Origin of the sequence: Catenulispora sp. EB89 (assembly GCF_041261445.1) — a bacterium.
Classification (GTDB): domain Bacteria; phylum Actinomycetota; class Actinomycetes; order Streptomycetales; family Catenulisporaceae; genus Catenulispora.
Map to the genome: position 1 here is coordinate 1 of NZ_JBGCCU010000013.1, position 15279 is coordinate 15279.

Annotated in this window: 11 protein-coding genes and 3 tRNA genes; 10 read left to right on the forward strand and 4 right to left on the reverse strand. The window is 68.6% G+C overall.

Features of this window, described 5'->3' with window-relative positions:
* Positions 1-98 precede the first annotated feature (98 nt).
* Positions 99-998 (reverse strand): LysR family transcriptional regulator, encoded by a 900-nt coding sequence (locus ABH920_RS25855; protein WP_370351716.1) that lies wholly within the window; start codon positions 996-998, stop codon positions 99-101.
* 72 nt (positions 999-1070) lie between these two features.
* Between ABH920_RS25855 and ABH920_RS25860 the strand changes: the two genes are divergently transcribed.
* The 8 genes from ABH920_RS25860 to ABH920_RS25895 all read left to right on the forward strand — a co-directional run bounded on the left by ABH920_RS25860 (position 1071) and on the right by ABH920_RS25895 (position 7661).
* Entirely contained in the window at positions 1071-2243 is a 1173-nt protein-coding gene (locus ABH920_RS25860) for a YeiH family protein (RefSeq protein ID WP_370351717.1), read from the forward strand.
* A gap of 16 nt (positions 2244-2259) precedes the next feature.
* Positions 2260-3054 (forward strand): fumarylacetoacetate hydrolase family protein, encoded by a 795-nt coding sequence (locus tag ABH920_RS25865; RefSeq protein ID WP_370351718.1) that lies wholly within the window; start codon positions 2260-2262, stop codon positions 3052-3054.
* Between the two features lie 28 nt (positions 3055-3082).
* Positions 3083-4576, forward strand: a complete 1494-nt coding sequence (gltX, locus tag ABH920_RS25870; protein WP_370351967.1) for a glutamate--tRNA ligase — start codon at positions 3083-3085, stop codon at positions 4574-4576.
* Positions 4577-4707: 131 nt separating this feature from the next.
* Positions 4708-4779, forward strand: a tRNA-Gln gene (locus ABH920_RS25875).
* 168 nt (positions 4780-4947) lie between these two features.
* Entirely contained in the window at positions 4948-5772 is an 825-nt protein-coding gene (locus tag ABH920_RS25880; RefSeq protein WP_370351719.1) for a hypothetical protein, read from the forward strand.
* 140 nt (positions 5773-5912) lie between these two features.
* A tRNA-Glu gene (locus ABH920_RS25885) sits at positions 5913-5985 on the forward strand.
* A gap of 159 nt (positions 5986-6144) precedes the next feature.
* The gene (locus ABH920_RS25890; protein ID WP_370351720.1) at positions 6145-7404 is read left to right on the forward strand and encodes a DUF1266 domain-containing protein; all 1260 of its coding nucleotides are present in this window, start codon (positions 6145-6147) and stop codon (positions 7402-7404) included.
* A 184-nt stretch (positions 7405-7588) separates the two neighbouring features.
* Positions 7589-7661, forward strand: a tRNA-Glu gene (locus ABH920_RS25895).
* Between the two features lie 64 nt (positions 7662-7725).
* Here the strand turns inward: ABH920_RS25895 and ABH920_RS25900 are convergent.
* From ABH920_RS25900 to ABH920_RS25910, 3 genes are all read right to left on the reverse strand, one after another.
* Positions 7726-8820 (reverse strand): hypothetical protein, encoded by a 1095-nt coding sequence (locus ABH920_RS25900; protein ID WP_370351721.1) that lies wholly within the window; start codon positions 8818-8820, stop codon positions 7726-7728.
* A 150-nt stretch (positions 8821-8970) separates the two neighbouring features.
* Complete coding sequence (locus ABH920_RS25905; RefSeq protein ID WP_370351722.1) at positions 8971-10191, reverse strand: hypothetical protein; 1221 nt, start codon at positions 10189-10191, stop codon at positions 8971-8973.
* Between the two features lie 262 nt (positions 10192-10453).
* Positions 10454-11503 carry a LacI family DNA-binding transcriptional regulator gene (locus ABH920_RS25910; protein WP_370351723.1) on the reverse strand — a complete coding sequence of 350 codons (1050 nt, stop codon included), beginning with the start codon at positions 11501-11503 and terminating at the stop codon, positions 10454-10456.
* A gap of 183 nt (positions 11504-11686) precedes the next feature.
* Here ABH920_RS25910 and ABH920_RS25915 point away from each other — a divergent pair, with 183 nt between their 5' ends.
* Both ABH920_RS25915 and ABH920_RS25920 read left to right on the forward strand, forming a co-directional pair.
* Positions 11687-13057, forward strand: a complete 1371-nt coding sequence (locus tag ABH920_RS25915; RefSeq protein WP_370351724.1) for a ricin-type beta-trefoil lectin domain protein — start codon at positions 11687-11689, stop codon at positions 13055-13057.
* 2 nt (positions 13058-13059) lie between these two features.
* Positions 13060-15228 (forward strand): ricin-type beta-trefoil lectin domain protein, encoded by a 2169-nt coding sequence (locus ABH920_RS25920; protein WP_370351968.1) that lies wholly within the window; start codon positions 13060-13062, stop codon positions 15226-15228.
* The last annotated feature ends 51 nt before the right edge of the window (positions 15229-15279 follow it).

The window sequence follows — 15279 nt, forward strand, 5'->3', positions numbered from 1 at the left end:
GCTCATGCCGAACTCCCCGGCGGCCTACGTCGGCCTGGAGTTCGAGGCCCGCGCCCGGCCCGGGACGCTGCCGCGGGTGGCGTGCCGCGCCCGCCGCCTCAGGCCCGGCCCCGCGCCACCTGCACCATCCACCCGGCCGCGTCGCTCAGCTCCCGGCCGCGCGGCCACACCGCTCGCAGCGTGCGACGCAGCGCGACGTCCTCGGCGACCGGCACCTCGACGAGGCGGCCGGCGGCGATGTCCTCGGCGACCGCCAGGACGCTCAGCACCGCCGGGCCGCTCCCGGACAGCGCGGCCGAGCGCAGCGGCGCCGTCGCCCCCAGCTCGATCAGCGGCACGGCCGGGCCGTCGTGGGCGGCGAGCGCCGCTTCCAGCACCTCGCGGGTGCCCGATCCCGGTTCGCGCAGCAGGAGCGGTTCGGCGGCGAGCTCGGCCGCCGTCAACGGTTCCCTGCGCCGTGCCCACGGATGCCCCGGCGCCACCACGACGGCCAGGCGGTCGCGTCCGACGACGGCCGAGTGCAGGTCGCGCGGCACCCACGGCCCCTCGACGAATCCCAGGTCCACCTGGCCGGCCCGCAGCGCCGCGACCACTTGGTGGGAGTTCTCCACGATCAGCCCGACGCGCATGGCCGGCCGCAGCTGGCGCAGCTCTATGAGCCATTTCGGCATCAGGTGCTCGGCGATGGTCAGGCTCGCGGCGACGGGCAGCCGCTCGTCGGCGTGGGTGCGCAGGGCGGCGGCACCCTCGACCAGCGCCTCGGCCTGCTCCAGGACCCGCCGGGCCCAGTCCGTGATCACCGCTCCGTCGCTGGTCAGACGGGAGCCGGAGGTGGTGCGCACCAGCAGTTTGAGCCCGAGCCGGCGCTCCAGCGTGGCCATGCGCGCCGAGGCCGAGGGCTGGCTGATGCCGGTGCGCGCGGCGGCCTTGCCGAGCGATCCGGTGTCGGCGACGGCGACCAGCAGCTGGAGCGCGTCCAGATCCGGGAGACGGGTCATAGAGACAGCCTATGAGGTCTTCGGCGATCTCCGGCTACCTGCGTCTGTCGCGGGCCGCGAGGCTTGTCGGACGTGGAGAAGACTCGGATTCCGGGCCTGGCGCTCACGGCCGGGGCGCGCTTACGCGCGGTGCTGCCGGGCCTGGCGCTGACGGCCGGGGCGGTCGCGGCGGCCTGGTTCGCGAACCGGATGTGGCCGACGCTGTCGCCGCTGACCGCCGCGGTGGTGCTGGGGGTTCTGGCGGCGAACCTGCTGCCGGCCGCGGCGATGAGCGCGGCGCGTCCGGGGCTGCGGGTCGCCGCGAAGCCGGTGATGCGGCTCGGGATCGCACTGCTGGGGCTGCAGCTGGCGCTCGGGGACGTGCTGAAGCTGGGCTGGCAGACGCTGGCGCTGGTGGTCGCGGTGGTGTTCGCGACGTTCTTCGGCACGCAGTGGCTGGGCCACCGGATGGGCCTGCCGGGACGCCAGCCGCTACTGATCGCCACCGGCTTCGCCATCTGCGGGGCCAGCGCGGTGGCGGCGATGGAAGGCGTGACCCGGCGGCCCGGCGAGTCCGAGGACGACCCCGACCCGGTGGTGGCGGTCGCGCTGGTGACGCTGTGCGGATCGCTGGCGATCCTGGTCCTGCCGCTGCTGCGCGGACCGCTGGGGCTGCACGACCCGGCGGCGTTCGGGCACTGGGTGGGGGCGTCGGTGCACGACGTGGGGCAGGTGGTCGCGACGGCGGGCTCCGGCGGGGCGGCGGCGGTGAACGGCGCGGTGGTGGTGAAGCTGATGCGGGTGGCGATGCTGGCGCCGATGGTGGCCGGGACGGCGGTGGCTTGGCGGCGGGCGGCGGGGGCGGCGGCGCCGGTGGCCGAGACTGTCGCGGCGCCGGCACCGGTACGTGTGGCTGTCGGGGTCGGCGCCGGCCCTTATGCCGATGCCACCATCAGGGCAGTCAAGCCGAACGACGCACCGTCGGTGCGGACGGAGGGCGCCGAACACCCCCCGATCGTCCCCCTCTTCGTCCTCGGCTTCCTCGCGATGATCGCCGTCCGCACCGCCGGCGTCCTCCCCGCCTCCGCCCTCGGCGCCGCCAAACAGCTCCAGGACCTCCTCCTCGCCGGCGGCATGTTCGGCCTGGGCACCGGCGTCCGCCTTCGGGAACTGGCGCGCACCGGCGCGAAACCGCTCGCGCTCGGCCTGGCTTCGTGGGCCCTGATCGCCTCAGCGGCCTATATCGGAGTCCGGCTCACTTCCTGACCATTAAAATCGCAGGATGCGCATCGCGAGATTCTCCATCGACGACGAGGTGAAGTTCGGGCTCGTCGAGGGCGAGGGCGACCAGCCCGAGTCCCTGGAGGTGGCCGAGATCCTGGGCCACCCGTTCGGCCCGGTCCAGGTCACCCAACGGCGCTGGCCGCTGCCGCGGGTGCGGCTGCTGGCCCCGGTGCTGCCGTCGAAGGTGATCGGCATCGGGCGCAACTACGCCGAGCACGCCCTGGAGCTCGGCAACGAGGCCCCCGGCGCGGACGACCCGGCCGTGGTGTTCCTGAAGCCGTCCACCTCCGTGATCGGCCCGTCCGACGCCATCCAGTACCCGCTCGGCGTGTCCTTCGACGTGCAGCACGAGGCGGAGCTCGCGGTGGTCATCGGGCGGATGTGCCGGCAGGTGCCGGCGGCCCGGGTGCCCGAGGTGGTGCTGGGCTACACCTGCGGCAACGACGTCACCGCGCGCGACCTGCAGCGCGCGGAGAAGCAGTGGGGCCGGGCGAAGGGCTTCGACACCTTCTGCCCGCTGGGCCCCTGGATCGAGACCGAGCTGGACCCCTCCGACCTGGCGATCACCTGCACGGTGGACGGTGAGCTGAAGCAGGCCGGGCGCACCACGCAGATGACCCGGCCGGTCGCCGACCTGGTCTCCTACGTCTCCGAGGCGATGACCCTGCTGCCCGGCGACGTGATCCTCACCGGGACCCCGGCCGGGGTCGGGCCGATCGTGGTGGGGCAGCAGGTGTCGGTCGGCATCGAAGGCATTGGCAACTTGACGAACCGGGTGGTGGCTCGTGACTGATATCGCAACAACCGTTCCTACGCACCGGGTGCCCAACACGGACAAGCCCGTCCGCGTCCGCTTCCCCCCGTCGCCGACCGGCGACCCGCACGTCGGCATGGTCCGCTCGGCGCTGTTCAACTACGCCTTCGCGCGCCACTACGGCGGCACCTTCGTCTTCCGCATCGAGGACACCGACGCCGCGCGCAACACCGAGGAGTCCTACAACGCGCTCCTGGCGACGATGCGCTGGATGGGCTTCGAGTGGGACGAGGGCCCGGAGGTCGGCGGCGCGTACGGCCCCTACCGGCAGTCCGAGCGCATGGACATCTACGCCGATATCGCCGCGAAGCTCCTGGCCGGCGGCCACGCCTACCGCTGCTACTGCACGCAGGAGGAACTGGACGCGGTCAACGAGAAGGCCAAGGCCGAGAAGCGTGCCCCGGGCTACGCCGGCACCTGCCGCACCCTCACGCCCGAGCAGATCGCCGCGCACGAGGCCGCCGGCCGCACCAGCGTCCTCCGCTTCCGCATGCCGGAGGGCACGCTGACCTGGAACGACCTGGTCCGCGGCGAGATCTCCTTCGACACCGCGAACGTCCCGGACTACGTCCTGGTCCGCGCCGACGGCTCGCCGCTGTACACGCTGGTGAACCCGGTCGACGACGCCCTGATGCGGATCACGCACGTGCTGCGCGGCGAGGACCTGCTCTCCAGCACCCCGCGCCAGCTCCCACTGCACGCCGCGCTGATCGAGCTGGGGCTGTCGGACACGGTGCCGGTGTTCGGGCACCTGCCGTACGTCATGGGCGAGGGCAACAAGAAGCTGTCGAAGCGGGACCCGGAGGCCTCGTTCTCCTTCTACGTGAAGGAGGGCTACCTGCCCGAGGGCCTGCTGAACTACCTGGCGCTGCTGGGCTGGTCGCCGGGCGGGGACAAGGAGTTCTTCTCCCCGCACGAGATGTACGCGGCGTTCGACGGCACGCGCATCAACGCCAACGCGGCGCGCTTCGACCTGAAGAAGTGCCAGGCGATCAACGGCGACCACGTGCGCGCCCTGGAGCCGGCCGACCTGGCCCGGCGCATCGTGCCGTTCCTGGCCGAGCAGGGCCTGGTCTCCGACCCGCCGCTGCCGGAGCAGGAGGCGACGCTGGCCGCCGCGGTGCCGCTGATCCAGGAGCGGATGGTGGTGCTGCGCGAGTCGGTGGACATGATCGGGTTCCTGTTCGTGCCCGAGCACGCCTTCGCCGTGGACCCGGCGGACGCCGCCAAGGCGCTCGGCGAGGACGCCAAGCCAGTGCTGGAGGCCGCGGCCAAGGCGCTGGAGTCGCTGCCGGCGTTCACGACCGGAGCCATCGACGCCGCGCTGCGCGAGTCGCTGATCGAGGGACTCGGGCTGAAGCCGAAGAACGCGTTCACGCCGGTCCGGGTCGCGGTGACCGGGCGCCGGGTGTCGCCGCCGCTGTTCGAGTCGATCGAGCTGCTGGGGCGGGAGCGGACGCTGCGGCGGCTGGAGGCGGCGATCGCGGGCATCGCGGCGTGACGCTGCGCAGAGCCCGCGCGGTCTGACACGCGCGGCGGGAGGCCCGTTCGAAAGCCGTTTTGGCTGTGGGGCGGGCCTCCCGTATAGTTATCGACGCAACGCCGCGCGACAAGATCAGGTCGGGTGGTCGTTGGGGTATGGTGTAATTGGCAACACGGCTGATTCTGGTTCAGTTGTTCTAGGTTCGAGTCCTGGTACCCCAGCTTGCGAGCGGATCCTTCGGGATCCGCTTTTTTGCTTGCCGGGCATGGCCGTTCGCCGGGCATACCTGTTCGCCGCACACATACCCGCCTCGCAACCCTTTGCTACTCACGGGTAATTGAGTACCCGCACTCTCCTGCCGATGCCCCTCCCGGCGGCACGCTTGAGGCATGAAGAAGCAATGGGACATGCTCATCGGCCTGGTGTTCTTGGGAGGCCTGGCTGCGCTGGTGGCGAACTTCGTCCACATCCCCGGCCGCACGGTGCTGAACGTCGGACTCGGCACGGTGAGCCTGTACTGGCTCCTGATCATCACCACGGTGCCGTGGAACCTGTACTTCAAGGCCCGGCGCGTCCGGCACGAGATCGGCGTCTCGCGCGAACGCGGCATCACGGTCCCCGAGGGCCGCGAGACCGAGGTACGGCGCTGGGAACGCCGGCTGCTGTGGCTGGCACTGGCCGGACACGTGGCGACGGCGGCCATCGTGGCGGGCCTGACCTACGCCTCCGGGCACGTCCTGGGCTACTACTTCGCGGCGTTCTACCTGCTCAGCTGCGCGATCCGACCGGTCGCGGCGTACCTGTCGTACGTGAAGGCCCGGATCACGAGCCTGCTGAAGGAGACCACGCACCCCCGCGACGACGTCCTGGACCTGACCACCCGCCTGACGACCCTGACCGCCACAGTGGAGGCCCTGCACGACACCATGCACGAGGCCCAAGAGCGCACCTCCCGCGAGCTGGACGACGTCCGGAACGACCTGCGGGCGACCGACCTGCGACTCCGCGAGGACATCCGCCTCTCCCGCGAGGCGGTGGAAGCCGACCGAGCCGGCCTCCGCAGCCGCGTCGAGGAGGCCGAACGGCGCGTCGCGGCAGTCACCCGCCACTTCGACCAGGCCGTCGACGGCCTCACCGAGCAGCGGGAGCTGGTCAGCGGCATCCGAGCCTTCGTCCGCCTGGTCCGCGCCGACGCAGCCACCGCCGGCGAGTAGAGCGCGAGGAGAACGGCACCCCGCGCGGCCACCCCCGCGGCCACCCCGCCGCGCCGCCGGTCCCGCGATTTGGGCGAACCCCGCCGATCGCCTAAGATAAGTCCCGCTGCCAGCGCCTCAGGCGCGGCGGCACTGCTAGGGGCCCCGTTGTGTAGCGGCCTAGCACGCTGCCCTCTCAAGGCAGTAGCGCGGGTTCGAATCCCGTCGGGGCTACCTTTGCGAAAGGCCGTTTGCTTTGTGCAATCGGCCTTTTTGTATGTGGGACATCGTCCGCACTCGCCCATACATCGCCGCTCGTTACGACTCCGCCATCCTCGTCATGGGGCATATTGGGGACCTACCGCGAACGACGGAGCCCAGGGGGGACTCAGCGTGACGACCGATAGTTGGACCGCGCCTTCGATCGACGATCAGGGGCTGCTCGCGGCCCGGGTGGCGGATGACGTGGATGCGTACTTGGGCGTGTTGGCGCGGCTGGATGTGTTCGTGCCGCGGCGGGAGCCGGATCAGGGGTCGAAGTTCAGTCTGCGTCGGTCTGTGGTCAAGTTGAACCAGCTCACCGTGTACGGGCAGTTGAACAATGCCATTCGTGGGACGTCGAAGTCGGCGCTGACGGTCAGTCAGGAGTACGACACCACTCGGCGTGGCGCCCGGCTGGTTCTGCCGGTCTACACCCGTGCGCTGCTGCCCGCTGAGCGTCCCGAGGGGGTGTACTTCCAGCGCAATCTTTTCCCGGCGTGGGTTCAGGATTTGGCCAAGCAGCGCCAGACGATGCAGCTGGTCGTCAATCCGGGCACGCCGGAGGAGTACGAGGTGAACGTCGGCAAGGCTGCGCAGTGGATGCGGAAGAATCCACAGCGGGTCGGCGGCTGGAGCTACCTGCGCGGCACCGTGCGGACCGTCTACAACGAGCCGACGCAGGGGGATCTGGCGCGTGCCCTGGCCTGCGGTGCGCACCTGTCGGTGACCAATGCCGTGCCGTGGAACACGCTCGGCCACGCCTGGCTCGACTACCACAGCGAGCGCGAGCTGCTGAGCCAGTGGTGGGGCATCGATGGCCCGGTGCAGTGGCAGAACCAGGTCGACGCACTGCTCGACAACGAGAACCCGCAGCCGGTCGACCTCGTGCTCGGCATCCGCACCGAGCGCGGCGCCGGCGTACGCCCCAGCGGCGACCCGGCGCAGGACACGGAGCTGCTGACGCAGGCGATCGACGCCTGGTGCCGCGACCGCGGGGCCCCGGAGCGGCTGGCGCAGGAGATGGCCGACATCGCGCAGTGGGTGGTGCGCTGCGAGACGTGGATGCGGCGCGACGGCGTCATCGCCCCCGACGCGATCGTCGCCACGCAGGACAGCTGGGACTGGGGCCGCTGCGTGAACATGGCCCGCTGGGGCTTGTCCTGCGGCTTCTGCGACCGCACGACCGCCGAGCAGATCGTGCGCCACGCCGGCAACCTCTGCGCGCGGACGTACGCGGACTGGGGGCAGATCTCGGCGGCGTACGTCCTCGGACGCGTGATCAAGATGGGGCGCCAGGGGAATCCGGAGGACTCGTACCGCGAGTCGCTGCAGATGCACCGCGCGCTGATGCAGGATCCGGCCAGCCCGTACCTGACGGTGCCGCTGCACTGAGGGCGGCGGCGGCACCGTGCGACTCACAGATGGCCTCCGCGCGCAAAGCTCAGGACCCCGAACGCACCCGAGTGACCCTGGTCACGGCCCGGCCACCGGCCGGTAAATGCGGGATGAGCGCCGCCCGAAGTGCGCTATGCTTTCGGGGTCGCAAGGCGCCCCGGAGCGCTGACGCGGCCGCTAGGGCCCCGTTGTGTAGCGGCCTAGCACGCTGCCCTCTCAAGGCAGTAGCGCGGGTTCGAATCCCGTCGGGGCTACAAGTTAAAAGGCCAGGGCAGACACTTTCTGTCCTGGCCCTTTTTGCGCTCCAAGCAGTTCAACTCAAGCAAGAGCATGAGCTCGGACGACTTCGAAGACCTCTCCTTCATCCACGAATCCGTATTTGAGCTGGAACGCGAGCTCGATCTCAGCGAAAAGCAGCGGATCTTCGTGGATCGGACGTGGACGGTACCACTGGAGAGCCCGTGTCCCGTCGTCCATGGGGAGGTCGGCGACGATGACGTCGCGGCTGGAGACGAGCTGCGCAGTGTCCGGATCCCTTATAGCCATGTACTGCGCGCCGCTGCCGTCAAGCCGCACGTATGGGGCACGCCAACAGGGCGAGTTGCGATCAGCGCTGGGACTCCAGTTGCAGAACAGCATTTCTTGCAGGTCAGCGCCATGCTCCCACAGGTCGTTGAAGGCTTCCTTGACGAACCTTCCCACCGCGGACCCCGTCGTCACCCAAGACTGCGGCGCATCATCCGCGCACAGTGCCAGCGGAGTGAACGTCGTCAAGATCCTGTTGTCGAGCTGGTAGCAGGTAACACCGGGGACAGAGTCGATCAGCCTCACCTTGAAGCGTCCGCGCTGGTCCGGGCTAAGGCTCCGCTGCAGCAGATACAGCTCACGAAGGTTGTCCTGGAGACGCTGGCGGTAGAGCTGAACGCTGAGGTGATCCCGGAGCATGAGCACCTCAGACCTTTGATCCACCACCCACGACTCCGCGTCAAGCAAGATGATCTGAACGTCTCCACCCGATCGCACGATGTGCTGGAGGCCGGCGATGACAGCAGAACGACGGGTCTGATCGGCGAGCAGCGCGCTGTAGGTGTCCAGGATGCGCACCTCGGCGGTGACCATTTTCAGGCGGTCAAGCACGAAGTCGGCAGGGAATCTACGGAATCCCGCGCGCGAAGGCGCCACCAGATGCCTTGCCGGCACGGCCGAACGTTTGCCGTCGCGGGCGGCGTTCACGACCACGTTCGCCGCGACCGGCACCAACGCAATCTCTGCGGCCAGAAAAAACAGAGACAGACCAGTCACGTTCCCGCGCGCCGCGGCTACCAGCAAGACGAAGCAAGACAGCGCGCCTGCACTGATCCCGAGATAAGCGGCGGCAAGCGCCGGTGAACAGCGAGTAGAGACGATCTGCACGACAAGACGACAACCTGTTCGAGAGGGCATATTACGCATCCTGAGCGAGTGGGCGACCGGCCTTGCCTATGAGGCGGAGCGTAGTCCGCCAGACACACCGCTGCAATGGAATCGCCAACTTATTCAATAGACCGGAGGTGCTGACGCCGCCTATAGGATCACCCGAAAGAACACAGGGATGGCACCATCTCGATACTTGTCCTCGGTACGCCTCTGTAATGTGTAGTGAAGGTGCTTATCGTTTGCCGGGTCGATGAATTCCAGCCGTTTGACCTGCCTGGCACGTTCGCTTCCGTGGCGCCAGGTACCGGACAGGAATGCGCTCGCGAGCGCCACGTCGTTCGCCTCGGTCAGGGCCAGGTAGACCGTCTTCTCGTCCAGGACGTATCGCCGTTGGATGAGTTTGGCCGGCCTTCCCCCCACGCTGATACTCAACTCGCCACGCATGTGGTCTTTCAGCGCAGCACCCTTGCTCCGAAGGCCGGCGAGAGTATCGGCTTCCAGCCGGCCGTGGGGCGAGTCGATCGAGTACTGGAACTGGGGGCCATCCTGCGAGGGCGATCCGAGCGCGAGGATGGACATCAGGATCGCGTCGTCGCACCGGTAGTGCGACTGGACCGGCAGGAAGGTGGTCAGCCAGACGTCAAGCACGCCATTGCCAGCGGCGGCGTCGAGGCCCAGCCTCAACAGCTCCAGCTCGACCAGGGCCGCCTCGGCCTGCTCCCGCATGACCCGCAGGTCCGCGTCGAGCTGCCGAGCACGAGTGGCCAACGCCCGCGAACAGGGGCAGAGCACGGTGATGCTGACCTTGGCACCGCGGTCCAACGCTTCCGACAGCGCGCTCAGGAATTCTTGCCGATATCCGGGATCCGCCAAGAAGAAGACGAGCGTGTCGACGATCACGACCTCGCGCGCCTTGCGCAGCGAAACAAGGAACTGAGATGTAGGAAAGTTCGAGTGCTGCGGCGAGCCACCTGGGATGACGCGGAGTCGCCAGCGCCGAAGCCACTGAACGGGGTGGACGAGAAGATGCGGATGATCCGAGATAACCGCGACAACTCCGGCGAAAAAGGTACACGACATCCCGACCGTGCCCGTGTGCCACGTACCTTTCAACTGCGTGGAGCGATACGCGGCCGCCAACGCAGCCAACCCCAGTACGCAGATCTTGTATCCGACAGCCTTCATCCTCTGTCGGAGGTCAAACTTCGCAGGAGCAGCACTCGGCACCACATTCGGCCTGATGGCGAGCGTTCTCCTGACACGACGCCCGGATAGGCGGTTGCGTATCACTTCCGGCGGATCCTTCCAGTGCCTGAGGTGCAGTTCTTCACCGAAGTCGCACGTCATCGCGTTGGGCACCGAAATCATTCCGGCGTCGTGCGGCCCGGGTGTAGGAAACCATAAGCCGGGCCGCTGTCGCGCTTGAATTGTCAAAGTCCTCCGAAAGTCCGCTCTCGCCTCGGTCGCGACAAGGAAGAAATATCGCGATTGGGACGGGCCCGGCGTGGATTCGAGTTCGATGATGAGCGATAAAGTCCATCGCTGGTGCAGGTCGTGAGCAGAATTCGATCAGCGAGGGCGTTCTGGCTTAAGCCACACGCAAAGGTCCGTACTCGCTACGGGCCTTTTTTCATGCCCGCACCGGCACCGCACCGGTACTCCCCCGCACGATCAGCTCCGTCGCCAGCTCCAGGTGCAGGGCCTCCAGTGCCTGGCGCTCCATGAGGCGGACGAGCATCGTCACGGCGATGCGGCCCATCTCGTCGAGGGGTTGGCGGACGGTGGTCAGGAGGGGGGTGGTGGCGCGGCTGATCTCGCTGTCGTCGAAGCCGGTCACGGACAGGTCGGTGGGGACGTTCAGGCCGCGTTCGGTGGCGGCTTGGATGACGCCGACGGCGATCTTGTCGTTGAAGCAGGCGATGGCTGTCGGGCGGTCGGGGAGGTCCAGGAGGGTGCGGCCGGCTCGGAGGCCCGTGTGGATCGCGGGTTCGCCGTAGTGGTGCAGGGTGGGGTCGCTCAGGAGGCCGGCTTCGGAGAGGGCTGCCAGGTGTCCTGCTTGGCGGTCGGAGCTTGAGAGCCAGTCTTCGAAGCCTGATACGAAGCCGATGCGGCGGTGGCCCAGGTCCAGGAGGTGGCCGGTGACGGCTCGGGCGCCGGCGGTGTGGGCCGAGGCGATTGAGACCACGCCGCGCGGGACGGGGGTGCGGGGGTCCACGACGACCAGGGGGTGGCGGCGTGCCTGGAGGAAGTGGAGGTCTTCGGCGGGCTCTGGCGGGAGGATCAGGATCGCGCCGGAGGTGGCGCGGGCGGTGGGGAGGTCGCGGAGTACCGGGACGTCGACGCGGGAGTCGCCGACGTCGAGCAGGACCTGGCGGCCGGTGGTGTGCAGGGCTTCGGCGACGGCGGTGACGAGGGCGCCGAAGTAGTCGCTGAGCTTGTAGGGGCAGCGCACCAGGACCGGCAGGCCGGTCTTCGGCAGGCGGGGGCGGGTCGCCGGGGCGTGGCCTCCGAGGCCGTCGATCGCCTCCTGCACGCGGCGGCGCGTGTCCTCGGAGACCTGGCCTTGGGCGTTGATGACCCTTGAGACGGTCGCGATCGACAGGCCGGTGTGCGCGGCGATGGCTCGGACCGTGATCCGACCGTGTGCCGCGCCCGGTTCCGAAACATCGCTTTGTTTCATCGGGGCAGGATAGCGCCTTCACCTCGGCAAAGACCAGGTAAACCCTCTTTATTCGCGTCTTGACGAAAGTAGGTGGGAGTGCTTCACTCCTCATCGGCCAACTGTGTTACGGAACTGTTTCCGTAACAACTTGGGTCGGTTCAGCTGCATGCCATCTCCACCCCCCCACAAAGGAGCAGCACAGTGATCCCACCTCTCAAGCGGCTCAGACCTCTGCGCACCGCCCTCGCAGGAACCTGCGTTCTGGGCATCGTCGCAGGCGCCGCAGCACTCAGCGCACCGGCGAACGCCGCGACCCCACGCGCCGCGCTCGCCATCCCCGCGCACTACGCCGCGCCGTACCTGGAGCTCAGCGGGAGTTCCGCGGGCGACATGGCGGCCGACATGAGCTCGTCGGGCGTGTCGCGCTACACGCTGGCGTTCTTCATCCCGCAGTCCGGCTGTACTCCGATGTGGGAGGCCGGCAACTACCCGGTCGGCTCGTTCACGTCGGAGATCAACTCGCTGAAGTCCGCCGGCGGGGACGTCATCATCTCCTTCGGCGGGGCCTCCGGCGGCGAGCTGGCGCAGACCTGCACCAACGTGTCGTCGCTGACCGCGGCGTACAAGAACATCGTCGACACCTACGGCGTCACCCGGCTCGACTTCGACATCGAGGGCGGCGTGCTCAGCGACACCGGCGCGACGTCGCGCCGGGACCAGGCGCTGGCCGCGCTCCAGCGGGAGGAGCCGGGCGTGCAGGTCGACTTCACGCTCGCGGTCGACCCCACCGGGCTGCCCGGCGACCAGATCAACCTGCTGCAGGACGCCAAGAACCAGGGCGTGAACGTCAGCGTCGTCAACCTGATGACGATGGACTACTACGACGGCCAGCCGGTCATCAACGACGCCCTTGGCTCCGCGCGGGGTGCGGCCGGCCAGATCGCTAGCCTGTACGGAATATCGACCTCTGCGGCCTACGGCAAGGAGGGCCTGACGCCGATCGCCGGCAAGAACGACGACGGTGCGATGTTCTCCCAGTCCGACGCGCAGACCCTGGAGAACTTCGCGGCGAGCAACGGCGTCGCTGAGCTCTCCTTCTGGGAGGTCGACAGCTACGACAAGGCCACCGGCTACGCCTACTCCCGGATCTTCAACGGCATCACCGGGAACGGCGGCAACCCGCCCCCGCCGACCGGCACCGGGCCGATCACCGGCTACCAGGGCCTGTGCCTGGACGACCGCTCGGCCTCGAACGCCAACTTCAACCCCGTCCAGGTCTTCACCTGCAACGGCAGCAACGCGCAGAGCTGGACCGTCACGTCCGCCAACACCCTCCAGGTGCTCGGCAAGTGCCTGGACGTCAACGCCGCCGGCACCGCCAACGGCACGAAGGTCGACCTCTACGACTGCAACGGCACCGGCGCGCAGACGTGGGTCCCGCAGTCCAACGGCGAGCTCCTGAACCCGAACTCCGGCAAGTGCCTGGACGACACCGGCTTCGGCGGCTCCGGGACCCAGGTCCAGATCTGGTCCTGCGCCGCCTCGGCCAACCAGAAGTGGAACCTGCCGTGAGAATGCGCCTCCCCGCCGCCGGATTCGGCGCGCTCGTCCTCACGGCGGGCCTGCTGACGTTCGGCCAACTGGCGACCGCGCCCCAGGCGCACGCCGCCGACCCGGTCGGTCCGGTCACCGGATATCAGGGCCTGTGCCTGGACGACCGCTCGGCGTCGACCGCCAACTTCAACCCGGTGCAGGTCTACACCTGCAACGGCACCAACGCCCAGAACTGGACCGTCGACAGCGCGACGAACACGCTGCAGGACCTCGGCAAGTGCCTGGACATCAACGCCGGCGGCACCGCCAACGGCACCAAGGTCGACCTCTACGACTGCAACGGGTCCGGCGCTCAGGTCTGGGTCCCGCAGTCCAACGGCGCGCTGAAGAACCCGCAGTCCGGCCGCTGCCTGGACGACACCGGCTTCGGCGGCTCCGGGACGCAGGTCCAGATCTGGGACTGCGCCGGCTCGTCGAACCAGCAGTGGACGCTGCCCACCGGCGGCGGAGGCGGAGGCGGGATCCCGCATCCGGACTTCGGGCCGAACGTCACCGTCTTCGACCCCTCGATGTCGACCTCGACCATCCAGGCCGACATCAACAACGTCTACAACGCCCAGGTCAACAACGAGTTCGGCACGCAGCGCAACGCGCTGCTGTTCGCGCCGGGCTCGTACAACGTCGACGTCCCCGTCGGCTACAACACCGAGGTCGCGGGGCTCGGACTGAACCCCGACCAGGTGAACATCACCGGCGGCACGGTGCACGTGTTCGGCCACACCGCCGACGGCAACGCCACCCAGAACTTCTGGCGCGACGCCGAGAACATGGAAGTCAGCCCGCCGTCCGGCAGCACGATGTGGGCGGTCTCCCAGGCCGACCCCTTCCGCCGCATGGACGTCAACGGCGGCATGCTGCTGTACGACAACGTCCACGGCAGCGGCGGCAACTGGTCCAGCGGCGGCTACGTCGGGGACTCGCGGATCTCCGGACAGATCAACTCCGGGACCCAGCAGCAGTTCCTGACGCAGGACACCGCGATGAACGGCGGCTGGACCGGCTCGAACTGGAACATGGTCTTCGTCGGCGACACCAACGCCCCGTCGACCACGTTCCCGAACCCGCCGTACACCACGGTCGCGCAGTCCCCGACGAACCGTGAGAAGCCGTTCATCTACGTCGACGGCAGCGGCACCTGGCAGGTGTTCGAGCCGGCGCTGCGGACGAACGCGCAGGGCCCGGACTGGACGAACGGCACGCCGGCCGGCACGTCCGTCCCGGTCAGCCAGTTCTACATCGTCAAGCCGGGCGACACCTCCGCCACGATCAACGCCGCTCTGTCGGCGGGCAAGAGCCTGATCGTGACGCCGGGCGTCTACCACCTGTCCTCGGCGCTGAACATCACCAGCCCGAACACCGTGGTGCTGGGGCTGGGCATGGCGACGCTGGTGCCGGACAACGGCAACGCCGCGATCACCACGGCCGACGTGGACGGCGTCGACATCGCCGGCCTGCTGATCAGCGCCAACTCCACCAACTCCGCGGTGCTGATGCAGATCGGCCCGAACGGTTCGTCGGCGAACCACGCGGCGAACCCGACCGAACTGCAGGACGTCTTCTTCCGGATCGGAGGCGACCAGGCGGCGCGGGCCTCGCAGGCGCTGGTGGTGAACAGCAACAACGTGATCGGCGACGACCTGTGGCTGTGGCGCGCCGACCACACCAACGGGGTCGGCTGGACGGTCAACCCGGCGAACAACGGGCTCGTGGTCCACGGGAACAACGTGACCATGTACGGGCTCGCGGTGGAGCACTTCGAGCAGTACCAGACCGAGTGGTTCGGGAACGGAGGACGGACGTACTTCTACCAGAGCGAGGCTCCGTACGACGTGCCGGACCAGGGCAGCTGGGTGCCGCCGAACGGGGCCCAGGGGTACGCGTCGTACCTGGTCGATCCTTCGGTGACCTCGCACGAGGCGTGGGGGCTGGGGATCTACGCGTACTTCCGTGACAATCCGTCGGTGGTGCTCGATCACGCGATCGAGACGCCGAACACCGGCGGGGTCAAGTTCCACGACATGGTCACGACGGTGCTCGGCGGGGACGGGACGATCAACCATCAGGTCGATGAGACCGGTGGGCAGGTGACTCCCAGCCACAATGTCAGCTATCTGACGAACTTCCCGTAAACCGCAACCCTTCTACCGCACGCCAGGAGGCCGACCGCGATCCAGCGGTCG

What these genes read in the sequence shown, in the direction of transcription:
- ABH920_RS25910 (WP_370351723.1), bottom strand. Translation starts at nt 11,503, where the DNA reads ATGAAACAAAGCGATGTTTCGGAACCGGGCGCGGCACACGGTCGGATC.
- ABH920_RS25880 (WP_370351719.1), top strand. Translation starts at nt 4,948, where the DNA reads ATGAAGAAGCAATGGGACATGCTCATCGGCCTGGTGTTCTTGGGAGGC.
- ABH920_RS25920 (WP_370351968.1), top strand. Translation starts at nt 13,060, where the DNA reads ATGCGCCTCCCCGCCGCCGGATTCGGCGCGCTCGTCCTCACGGCGGGC.
- ABH920_RS25865 (WP_370351718.1), top strand. Translation starts at nt 2,260, where the DNA reads ATGCGCATCGCGAGATTCTCCATCGACGACGAGGTGAAGTTCGGGCTC.
- ABH920_RS25855 (WP_370351716.1), bottom strand. Translation starts at nt 998, where the DNA reads ATGACCCGTCTCCCGGATCTGGACGCGCTCCAGCTGCTGGTCGCCGTC.
- ABH920_RS25905 (WP_370351722.1), bottom strand. Translation starts at nt 10,191, where the DNA reads ATGATTTCGGTGCCCAACGCGATGACGTGCGACTTCGGTGAAGAACTG.